Here is a 10,748-nt window from a genome sequence, read left to right on the forward strand (position 1 = left end):
CGTCAAGTCAGGTAGACCTCCTGCCCGTCGCGGAAGAGGCGTCGCTCGGCTGCCTGTATGGAAAGCGTCCCAACCGAAAATTGCGGCTCCGGAAAATGCCCATGGCGACGTGCCACTGCATGGATACGCGCTGAGAGTTCCCCCAGATCGAACGGCTTGACCAAATAGTCGTCGGCTCCAGCGTTGAAGCCCTCGATGCGATGCGAAATCCGATCGCAGGCTGTCAGAATGATGACCGGTGCCGATTCAAGTTCCTTGATCAGCTCCCGCAGATAGTCGATCCCATTGCCGTCCGGCAGGTGAACGTCGAGCAAAATAAGGTCGTAGCCGACCACAGCTGCATAATCGCGCGCTTCGGACAGGTTCTTGGCCCAGTCGACCGCGTGGCCACCAGCCACCAAATGATCGTGCATAGCACTTCCAAGGTCCTTATCGTCTTCAGTGAGCAGTATTCGCATCATGCTGCCGAGCTCCGGTATGAGGGCAAGGCTCCCATCTTATTGGTCGAAGCTGACAATAGGCTGAACCGGCGGCAGCGAATTATTTGGGGAGCTTTCAGGCTGCTGTCAGCTACAACTTGCAAGAAAGGGGTCGTTAACAAAGCCAAACGAAGAGCCCCTATGAAACCCGTCCTGACCTCGGCACTTTTGCTCAATGTGACCCCCGGCGGCTGCATCAGCAAATTGATTTGGGAAACAGGCGCGCCGGTTCTAACGACCGACGCAGGCCGAGGTCTGGAACAGCTGGACCAGCGAACGGCGTCTTCGGTTTTTCAGGCAACAGCCACATGGAAGAATATGATTGGCTCGACCATGCGCCGAGCTTTGTCGAACGGATTGGTCGCGGGCGCACCACCACAGATTATGGCAGGTTTACGCCCTGGCCTTGACACCCGGGGTGATCGTCACCGGCGGAGCCGCGGCGTACTGATCGGATATCCAACGTCGCTGAGTCTCTCGTCGGTGCAGTGGATCTCTCGGCTTAGCCATCATGCAAAAAACGACGGTTCCGCGACACCACTTTTCAGGTCCGTGACACAGGCTTTGTGAGCCGATCTGTTGTTCTTACCCCAGGCTAATGGCTGAACAGCTCTGTCGCCGGCTCGATGCGCCAGATGGCGCGATGTTTTGAACCCTTTCACGAGGCGACGGCAGCAGCCGACCGGCTCTCCTATCGCGGCTCCCGCGATCCACACACCCAACAAGGGAATCTACCATGGTAATGAAGGCACCGGTTGCCGACGCTAGGAATGGGTCGGTAGTAGATCGGCTGGTCGGCATCGACCTCGCTCGGGGCCTGGCTGTCTTCGGGATGTATGCCGCCCATCTCGGTCCCGACCCCGGCGAAGGAGGACTAGTCGGGTTTCTGATGGAACTAACCCATGGGCGGCCGTCGGCCCTGTTTGCCGTATTGGCCGGTTTTTCAATCCTCCTGATTACAGGTCGCAAGGCGCCGAAGTCGGGGATAGCCGGTAGACAGGCCATCGCCAGAGTCGCAATTCGTGCCCTTGTTTTGCTCGCGCTTGGCTCAATCCTGGGCTGCCTCGGTACCCAGGTCGAAGTCATCCTAGAATACTACGGAATTTGCTTCTTGTTGGTATTGCCGCTCCATCGGCTCAGCGCATATCAGCTGGGCTTGATCGCTGCCGCTACGGCATTAGTTCTCCCGCAAGTCCGTTCCTCCCTTCTGTCGGTTGCCCCCAACCTCCTCGACCCGGTCTTCAACCTCATGGTCAACGGCTACTATCCCGCGGTGACCTGGGTTCCTTTCCTCATCGCTGGCATGGCCATCGCGCGCCTTAATCTTAATACGCTAGCAGCGCATTGGCGCCTTGGTCTGGCGGGGGTCGGGCTGGCCGTGTTGGGCCATGGGGGATCCTTGCTCGCGCTGAGTTCCCGCGCTTTGACTGAAACCTCCTTGTGGTGGTCTGACGTTGACGGCGCTTTTGAGCCTTCCAAGTCGTCATTTATAGTCAAGTCGTCATGGATAGCCGCACCTCATAGCGAAACGACGCTTTCGATCGTGGGCAGCACCGGTTGCGCAATGATCATCTTGGCGGCTTGCATGCTCGCTGTGGATGCGCTCCCGCGTCTGCGAAAGCTGGTCTGGCCAATAATCGCAGTCGGCTCGATGTCTTTGACGGCCTATGTGCTGCACATTGCGGGAATAGCCTATCTTATGAAGATAAACATTTTCAAAGACGAGAGCCTGTCCACGCTCTTTGGCTTCGTTGTGGTTATCAGCACTTTTGCGGTGCTTTGGCTGCGCGTCTTCCAGCGAGGACCGATGGAAGTGCTGATGGGTAGGGTCGCAGATCTCGCGCGTCACATCCGCTGAGCACCGCCGCGCCCCGGCCTCCCGATCACATTACGGACAAGGCGGGGCTTTGTCCAAAGCTTGTTCGCGGCAGGGGAGGGTACTTCCTCCCACCCTGCCGCCTTGTTGATGGAAGCTAAAACGGTCGCGCAGGCGCTAGAGTTGCATCGGCATAATCAGCTTAAACTCGCGAAGTTAAACCCGCGGTTGGTCTATCTCGGCCCGCCTCACCTGAAAGGCTAAGGTATCCGTTTCGGTCAAGGGTTTTAGGGGCCATTTTCGCTGCGCCTTGAGGAGAGCGTTTGCTAGGATGAGGAGCTTTCGCAACAAGATGATGACCTTTGCGGGTTTGCCTGCCGCCTTTAGCGCCTGGTATTTTGCCTTGAGGTCGGGGTTGAAGCGCAGGGCGAAGGCCGGGCATGTAGAGGGCCTGGCGAACATTGGCCCGGCCGCCCCGGATGAAGGCGCGGCCGCTCCATTTTGCCGAGGCCGGCGAGGCTTGCGGCCTTTGGTTCCGAGTTCCGGCATGTCGATGGTGAGTGTGCAGGCGGTGGCATCCGATGCGCCATATGCTGGTCAGGATTTCGCGGCGCTGGACAGCGTCGGGATCGGCTTTCATGAGGGTAAGCATCGTCTGATCGATATCGCTGAGTTCACGTGGATCTGCTCCAGCCACTCGTTGTTGTGGCGCCTGAGCAAGGCAAGCGGTCAAGGTCTGGCTCTGGTGCTGGCTGCGGTGCGATCCCCGCACGGGCCAGGTGCCGATCGTGTCGACGATCCACCTCGCCGCGACCAGAGAGCTGCTACTCTCTTCCGCTGTTCATTCTGGCCTCTTCGCAATGAATGTCATAAAATCACCTGTCGCAATTAATGGTTTTTGATTTGGCTCCAACAGCTGGCAGATATCGCCGAGAGTTCCGCAGAGAGCGTCGAAAGTTTTGGCCGCCTTCTTCCGCAGCCGCGCCTTGAGTTTTGAGCAGACCTGTCTTGATCGGGTTGAGATCGGGCGAGCATGGCGGCAGGATCAGGAGCCAGTGCCCCTTTGGCCAACCAGTGGGCGGCGCGTACCTTGCCGACAATCTGGGGTTCCGAACCCGACAGTTGGTTTTCAACCCGACAGTGGCCCGCCTCAGAGCAGGCTACCGCCCTTCGGAGCAGGCAGAAGCTAATCGAGGTTCGCGGGTTCCGGTTTGAGTGTGCAGGTCGCTGCGCGCCTGATCTTTCGGTCTGGCGGCACATGACAAAAACCCTCATTTTGGCCGACGATACCCGGTCAGGAGCGGGTATCGCAGTCGAGAAGCGACCCGAGCACGTCCACAAGATGTGCCGAGTTTGCAAGGTGTGTCATTGTTTCTGTCAACGTTCGAGCGACAGCGCACGACGAAACGTCTGGCATACGCCTCGTCTGGCACGCGCCTCGCATATGTTGCAGTTGCTGCTGGAGATCAGGCGATCGAGTGGGCCTTGCAATTTTCCGATTTTGCTGCGCCTAAAGTCTCGTGTACAAATCAGGCTGGCGTGAATGGCCTGCCTAAGTTGCGACTTATTACAAAGGAATGGATATGGCGACTGGAACGGTGAAGTGGTTCAACAGCACGAAGGGTTTTGGTTTTATTCAGCCTGACAACGGCGGTCAGGATGTCTTTGTCCACATTTCCGCTGTTGAACGAGCGGGCCTGTCGACCCTTAATGAGGGCCAGAAGATCAACTACGAGGTGGAACAGGATCGCCGCACGGGAAAGTCCTCTGCAGGCAGCCTCAGCAAGGCTGGCTAACGGTCCGGGAAAGCCTTGGCAAGGTTCGTCATCGCCGGAACGCATTGACGGCTCGAAACCCGGGCCGGAGCATGCAAGTTAATGCCGCGGCAGGGATTGCTGGAGCCATCATGAATTACTCTGGAAATGAGGCTCTTGGACGGGAAAGGCGGGGCTCATCCCCGCCCTTTGATTCCGCGCAGATTGGGCCTACGGCTGCTGCGCGTCCGAACGACTGTTGATACGGATTTAGGCTGCGACCTTCTTGCGGGTCCGTTTCGCCGGCGCCGTGGCTGGGGCTTCCGGCTCTTTCGGTTTGCGGCCGAGTCCCATGGTCTTGGCCAAGGCGGAGCGCGCAGCGGCGTAATTCGGCGCCACCATGGGATAATCCGACGGCAGACCCCATTTGGCGCGATATTCGTCTGGGGTCAGACCATAGTGCGTCGCCAGATGGCGCTTTAGCGATTTGAATTTCTTGCCGTCTTCAAGGCTAATGATGTAGTCCGGTTCGATCGACTTTTTGATCGGGACAGCAGGTTTTTTTACAGGCACAGGCTCTTCTGCCGGTATGAGTCCGGCCGTGCCGTTTAGAGCCCCGTGCACTTGGGCGATCAGGGCAGGAAGCTCCCCCGCCGGGACGGGGTTGTTGGAGACGTAGGCTGATACAACATCGGCAGTGAGCTCGATGAGGATGTCGGTCTTGTGGGGTTCTTCTGTCATAAACTTCTCCGGGCAGCTTGAAACACAGTTGGGCGAAGTGTCGCTACATAGTGGCGGTTGCCGCTGAAAGCAAATGGATCGACGGTGCGCTGCTCCTCCACCATTGAAGTCTCGGCGACGCATCCCGTCATCGTCCATCGCTAAAGGCAGCGTATTGAATTATGGGAGCGGTCGCGCCCGCCCCACCATAGCGATACAGCAAGACAATCAAAAAAGCCGGTCTTTGCTTGGCCCCAAATCTTTTCTCCTTTCGTGAACGCTGAGCTGCCAAGCTGCTACAGTTCACCTCGCGGGGCAACCGTGCACAACACAGGAGTCGCCCGAGCGATACATTCTTCACTTGCCGCTTATCAGCGCTGGTGATTGCACTTTGCAGCCTGCCTCCGGACCCGCAGCGCTCACGCTGTTGGTTTTGCGCCTGCAGGCGTCGGAAGTCGGATCGCCGCAGCTAATTTCCTCAGGCGGACGAATTCAACAAATCGATTGTTTGGATCGAAGGCATCCACACCATCGATGCCTCTAGAATAGGATCCAGCTACAATCACCGTGCTGTAATGGCAGGGACGGCCAGCACAAGCGCGACACGCTCCGGCGGGTCCATCGCTGCGTTACGTATTCATGGCTACTGCATCGGGCGCTCGGTCGACCGCCTTAAGCCAGGTCGCCGCATTGCGAGACGGTGACCGGCGAGGGAGAGGGCGCTCTGGCAACGAAGCGAGGCGGGTGGCCTTGCGGGTGGCCGCGTGATGTCATCCGGCTCTCCTGCCGATCTCTGCCGGCCAGATCTGGAGCAACTGTTTTGCATAGATATGGCTCTCTTCAGGGGGCCATCTATGATGGGAGCCGAGCGCGTGTTCGAGCCGGGGAACAGGCTGCGCATGCACTGTGCCCACCTATTGCGATCGTGCTAACCTTGGTTGTTCGGACTTGCCGTTAAAGGCAAGCGACAGATTGAAGTTATGCTGCACCATCTGATTGCCTGGCTCGTTTTCGAGAGCTCGCCGATACAGGGCCTGTGCCGCGTCATGCCGCCCCTCAATGTCCAAAATCACGCCCTTCGCATTCAATGCACGTACGTTTCCTGGGGCTGCAACCAAGACGCTGTCGAGCACCTCAACCGCTTCGTGCGGGCGCTTCTGGCCCACCAAGGCATTTGTAAGTCGTATCGCCGCATCAACATTGTCCGGGTGCTGCTTCACCTCATCCCGCAAAGCCCGCTCTTGAACATCCTGACCAACTTCGCGCAAAATGCGTTCGCGCATAGCCGGATCGATTTGATCGGCGCTGAGCAACTCGGGGGAAGATGTCTCCTGCACGGAAAGAGCCGGCTTTTGCCAGCTGGCGCAACCGCCCAAAGGCAGAATGGCGAGTACGGCAAAAAGAAGTGAGTTCCGGCGCAGAAACATAGGCGATGGAGAAACTGTATTACTATTCATATTATCTCTCGGTTATCAGGGAGGCGCGTGGCGTTCAGTTAGGAAAGGTGGAACTACTCTAACAATCCGCTGTTCGATCCGTGCGGGAGTTTGACGGATCCTGCGGGGCGAATTGTAAAGTCGGAGGCGAGGTCTTGATAAGACAGCACGGCGAGATCGATCCCGTTTCGCGTCAGAAAGCCGCGGACGAAACGTCGGACATCCATTGACGTCAACAGAATAGGGCGGGTTTGACCCGGTTCTGCGTTCGAAAGGACCTGACGTATCTGTGATAGCATCGCTTCGCTTTGCCGATCCTCCAGTGCGAGATAGGGGCCTGCATCCGAATCTCGAACCGCGCCACGCATCACATCCTCGCTCTCGCGCTCGACGACCAAGGCGGACACGATGCCCTCCGTGTTGGCATGGCGGTGGCAGATCTGTCGCTTCAAACCAGAACGGACATATTCCGTCAGCAGGGCAACGTTTTGCTCACGCTCGCTCCATTCGGCCAATGCCTCCAACACGAGACGGGTGTGGCGGATTGGGATACCTTCCTCCAGGAGGCGGCGCAGAACATCGGCAATCCGAGGAATCGGCGTCGTGCGTAGCACCTCTTTCACAAGCTCAGAATATTCCTGCTCCATTCGGCCCAGGAAATGTCGGGTCTCTTGGATGCCCACCAATCGCGGTGCGTAGCGGGTCAACGCTGCATGGGCGCGCAAGGCGAGGAGTTCGCCGGGAGCCCTATGCTCCGTGCCGGCGCCCGTAAGGGCCTTTGCAGGGGTATGTTCAACCGGGAGTCTGTCCGTTTTCGGCTCACGTCTAAGGGGGACACCGCTCGAGTCGACGTGCGCTACATCGGCTCGGAGCGTCATCTGGTTTGGATCTAAGGCGTCCTGTTCGACTGGCACGCCCTCGACATCAATCCGGAATTGCGATGCAGGCAGCTGCTCGTCAACCAAGACAGGGATGCGAGGAACGATAATGCCCAGATCGGCTGTGACCAGGAGCGAAACGCGCCCAATATGTTTTTGCAATTCGGCTTGATCGACCGCCTGCATAAGATCTGGCGCTAGAAAAAATGCGATCGGGAATTCCTTCGCAGGCGCGGCTTGCTTAGGCTCCGCTGCAGTTCCACCTTTCGCATCGGCAGTGCCGGCGCCCAGCACATCAGCCTTGACAATGCTTACCGCAGCGAACACTGCGGCCAGCATCAGAAAGACGGGGAGGGGAAACCCAGGAACGAACCCCATTACAACCAGGACGCCGGCCGCCAGTCGCAAGGCTCGAGTGCTGGCCGTGAGCTGACTGACCATTTCGGTACCGAGGTTGATCCTCGCCGTCCCAGCCACACGGGTGACGATGGTCGCCGCAGTAATGGAGAGCAGAAGGGCCGGAATCTGCGATATCAATGCATCGCCTATCGTCAGCAGAGTATAGTGATGCAGTACCTCGCCGAAGGACATGCCCTTGGAGAGCAGGCCGATCGAAATTCCACCCAGCATGTTGATGCAGATAACCACCAGCCCGGCGATGGAATCGCCCTTCACAAATTTCATCGCGCCGTCCATCGCGCCATAGAGTTGGCTTTCCTTCTCCAATTCGGCGCGCCGCCGGCGGGATTCGTTGGCATCGATGTGGCCGTTGCGTAGCTCTGCGTCGACCGCCATTTGCTTGCCCGGCAGAGCATCCAGCGTGAAACGCGCCGCCACTTCTGCCACCCGTTCGGCACCCTTCGCGAGGACCATGAATTGCACCATGGTGACGACCAGAAATATGACGAAACCCACCACGATATTGCCTGAAATGACGAAATCGCCAAAAGTATGAATAATGCTGCCGGCCTCCCCCTCGGCCAGGATCAGTCGCGTCGTTGCGACCGTGAGCGCGAGACGGAATACAGTGGAAATCAAAATAACGCCGGGCAAAGAGGAAAAATCAAGTGGAGTACTGACATACAGGGCAACCATCATCAGCAGTATGGCCAACCCCATATTGAATCCTATCAGGGCGTCGACCACCACGACCGGGATAGGCATGACCATCATCGCGACAGCCAGAAGCAGCATCAACGCAACCATTAAATCCGGGCTGGCCGGCGCACGCTTGATGAAGTCACGCAGGACGTTGGCCATCGAGACACCTTTGCAATCGGTTGAGACTTACTCTGCTGTTACGCCATGAAACGTGGCTTTCGAACTCCGAAGGCGCCTCAGCCTTGGCCAGCGCGTGACCCTGCATGAGAGCCACAAGCAGGCGCGAAATGGCTGGGCAGCAAATGTTTCCAACGCAGCCAGCTTGTCAGCACCGAGCGCGACAGGATGTTTGGCTGGCCATAGAGTGCTGCTTGATGGGGCCTGCGAGCTTTCAATATTGGAGAGCAGCAATGCGGCCATTCCTGCTCAGCAGCACACGGCTGTCCTCAATACGATCGACCACCCATCCATCAGCCAAAATGGCGCCGACAAAATACTTCTCGCTGTCGATGACAATATATGGTTGGACCCCATGCCACACAGCTTCGACCGCGATTGCGGATGGCGCCTTCTCCTCTTTGATGAGCACTCCGTTCACCAGTGTTAGAGTACCCTTGGTGCGACGATCGAACGATTGCTGAAGCTTCTGCCAGCTGATGACCGATTCAGACGTGACGGTGCCTTCGGCGGTCACAACACCCTTTGCCGACCCAATCTTGACGTCGAGAAGACCCGCTCGATCGACTTCCTCCTGCAGCTCTTGGGCCGCTGCCTCCGTAAGTTCATTGTCAGCGCGGTGACTGATCGTTCTGGACGCGACTTCAGCCCGAAGTGAATTGGGGCTCGATCCACTTGCATCGCCAAGATAGGAGATCGTGCCTGAAAGCGCGCCGATCCCGAGTGAGCTGATTATGACCATGGCGAGCACACCGATCGGTAGGCGCGGTATGCCGGTCGAACCAGGCGGCTCTGCATCCTGCACGGACAAAGCAATGGACATCTCGCCTACGAGCAGGACGACAGGAAGGGGCACAACAACGGACTGGCCTGCGGCGATATTCCGGTTGCCCTCGATACTGAGTCCGGGTGCAAGCGCCTCGAGTTCGATCGACTTGCCAAGAAGAGTTACACGAAGATGATGCGGTGCCAGTCCTTGCTCGACAAAGACCAAATCGGCATCGAAGCCGCTGCCGATTAAACACGTTTGAAGATCCGTCTTGCCGGTCAGTCCGCAATAGAGCCCCGAAAGCACTTCGAAACGGAGGGAAACGGCGTCATCCACAGAGCATCTCTCAAACAGGATAGAAGCCGCATGGCAATTGCCATGCGGCTCATTTCGGGACTACGTCGCGTCAATAAGGAGACGCGCTAGGGGCAGTCTAAAAGCCGCTTCCGACATTACGAAACGCGTTCGTCGGCGGCCTTCTTGATGGTCTGGAGATTGGTCGTTAGAGTGCGCAACTGGACACTCCTTTTCGTCGCCTCCAAGCTAACATTGGTTAGTTCCTGCACTTGCGCCTGAAAAGCAGTAGCATCAGCTCCGCTTGTATTGCCGGGAGTGCCACTGTTAGTTTTATCGGTATTGCCGGCGCTACTGGTATTGGTATTGCCTGATTTTTTATTATTATCAACTGCAGCCATGATCATTCCTTTTTCTGTTGGAGTTGTGCCGTCAATAACGGCCTGTATGACCTCACGCCGGATTTTCCCGCGTCAGGCATCTTCTGTGTCATCCAAAGCTTCATCGGCCTCAGCCATCGCATCGTTCGCGAATTGGAACGCGAACGATCGCAGGATACTTTGGAAGGCTTCACTTTGTGCTGCAGACTGTGAGTTGTCTTGAAGTTGATCATTTGAAACGGTCCGGTTATCCGCCCGATCGTTCCCGCCAGCTGGCTTGCCATCATTCCCACCAGCTGGCTTGCCATCATTGCCACCAGCCGGCTTGCCATCACCAGAATGCTCGGATTTCGAATCCCCATGGCCCTTTCGGATCAAGGAAGTCCCGAGGTTGCCAACTCCACTCCCAATTGCTGCTATCATCAGGTACTCCGGCATTTGCCATTGGCGGCGACGTGTTAAAGGTTAACCTCGATCAAGCTAAGGGCGGGAGCTTTCGAGAACCTGACGGCTTTTGACAAAAACCGGCCAGCGCAAAAACGTATGCTCTGCAGGATGTTGCTCTCGCATCGAACAGTCGACCACGATCTCGGCTGTTCGGCCAATCCCGCCGTCCACGCATGCCGCGACCGAATGGCAGCCGCAGCAGCTCGTTTGTATCCTCGATGCTGTGGTGTCGAACAGGAGACACGGTCCACGTGCTGCATGACCGCAATGACCGTATTCTTGCTGGCTCCACGGGCGCACGCAACGAGCAGGAACTCGGTCTTTGCATCACCATTCTCTCGCCTGCACATCACGGCCCGGCGCGGTGAGCTCATTGGCTTCGAGAAGGTCGGCGACCGTACGAACATGGGATGGTCTGCCGGCTTTGGGAGGCCGGTGCGGATCCTCTTCTCACCATATCGAAAGCTTGAAGCGGTCGGATTTTCTTGCCCTGTTCG

Annotated in this window: 10 protein-coding genes; 3 read left to right on the top strand and 7 right to left on the bottom strand. The window is 57.5% G+C overall.

Translation table 11 applies throughout. The features are described 5' to 3' along the window. Nucleotides 1–2: 2 nt before the first annotated feature. Nucleotides 3–461 carry a response regulator transcription factor gene (locus EJ075_RS16735; protein WP_224570033.1) on the bottom strand — a complete coding sequence of 153 codons (459 nt, stop codon included), beginning with the start codon at nt 459–461 and terminating at the stop codon, nt 3–5. Between the two features lie 754 nt (nt 462–1,215). Here EJ075_RS16735 and EJ075_RS16740 point away from each other — a divergent pair. From EJ075_RS16740 to EJ075_RS16750, 3 genes are all read left to right on the top strand, one after another. Continuing rightward, on the top strand, nt 1,216–2,337 hold the full coding sequence (locus tag EJ075_RS16740; RefSeq protein WP_095486047.1) for a DUF418 domain-containing protein: 1,122 nt from the start codon (nt 1,216–1,218) through the stop codon (nt 2,335–2,337). A 310-nt stretch (nt 2,338–2,647) separates the two neighbouring features. Beyond that, the gene (locus EJ075_RS16745; protein ID WP_126105036.1) at nt 2,648–3,187 is read left to right on the top strand and encodes a hypothetical protein; all 540 of its coding nucleotides are present in this window, start codon (nt 2,648–2,650) and stop codon (nt 3,185–3,187) included. A gap of 691 nt (nt 3,188–3,878) precedes the next feature. Then, on the top strand, nt 3,879–4,091 hold the full coding sequence (locus EJ075_RS16750) for a cold-shock protein (RefSeq protein WP_008874821.1): 213 nt from the start codon (nt 3,879–3,881) through the stop codon (nt 4,089–4,091). Nucleotides 4,092–4,319: 228 nt separating this feature from the next. Here EJ075_RS16750 and EJ075_RS16755 read toward each other — a convergent pair whose 3' ends face one another. The 6 genes from EJ075_RS16755 to EJ075_RS33165 all read right to left on the bottom strand — a co-directional run bounded on the left by EJ075_RS16755 (nt 4,320) and on the right by EJ075_RS33165 (nt 10,227). Continuing rightward, a complete protein-coding gene (locus EJ075_RS16755) occupies nt 4,320–4,790 on the bottom strand; it encodes a MucR family transcriptional regulator (RefSeq protein ID WP_024505385.1) in 471 nt (156 codons plus the stop codon). A gap of 893 nt (nt 4,791–5,683) precedes the next feature. Further along, entirely contained in the window at nt 5,684–6,226 is a 543-nt protein-coding gene (locus tag EJ075_RS16760) for a tetratricopeptide repeat protein (protein ID WP_082826568.1), read from the bottom strand. A 53-nt stretch (nt 6,227–6,279) separates the two neighbouring features. After that, nucleotides 6,280–8,343 carry a type III secretion system export apparatus subunit SctV gene (gene sctV, locus EJ075_RS16765; RefSeq protein ID WP_126105037.1) on the bottom strand — a complete coding sequence of 688 codons (2,064 nt, stop codon included), beginning with the start codon at nt 8,341–8,343 and terminating at the stop codon, nt 6,280–6,282. A 232-nt stretch (nt 8,344–8,575) separates the two neighbouring features. Further along, nucleotides 8,576–9,466, bottom strand: a complete 891-nt coding sequence (locus tag EJ075_RS16770) for a hypothetical protein (protein ID WP_095486051.1) — start codon at nt 9,464–9,466, stop codon at nt 8,576–8,578. 116 nt (nt 9,467–9,582) lie between these two features. Further along, on the bottom strand, nt 9,583–9,825 hold the full coding sequence (locus EJ075_RS33710) for a nodulation protein NopA (protein WP_224570034.1): 243 nt from the start codon (nt 9,823–9,825) through the stop codon (nt 9,583–9,585). 72 nt (nt 9,826–9,897) lie between these two features. Then, nucleotides 9,898–10,227 carry a hypothetical protein gene (locus EJ075_RS33165; RefSeq protein WP_091595908.1) on the bottom strand — a complete coding sequence of 110 codons (330 nt, stop codon included), beginning with the start codon at nt 10,225–10,227 and terminating at the stop codon, nt 9,898–9,900. Nucleotides 10,228–10,748 lie beyond the last annotated feature (521 nt).

The organism is Mesorhizobium sp. M6A.T.Cr.TU.016.01.1.1 (genome assembly GCF_003952585.1).
Classification (GTDB): Bacteria; Pseudomonadota; Alphaproteobacteria; order Rhizobiales; family Rhizobiaceae; genus Mesorhizobium; species Mesorhizobium mediterraneum.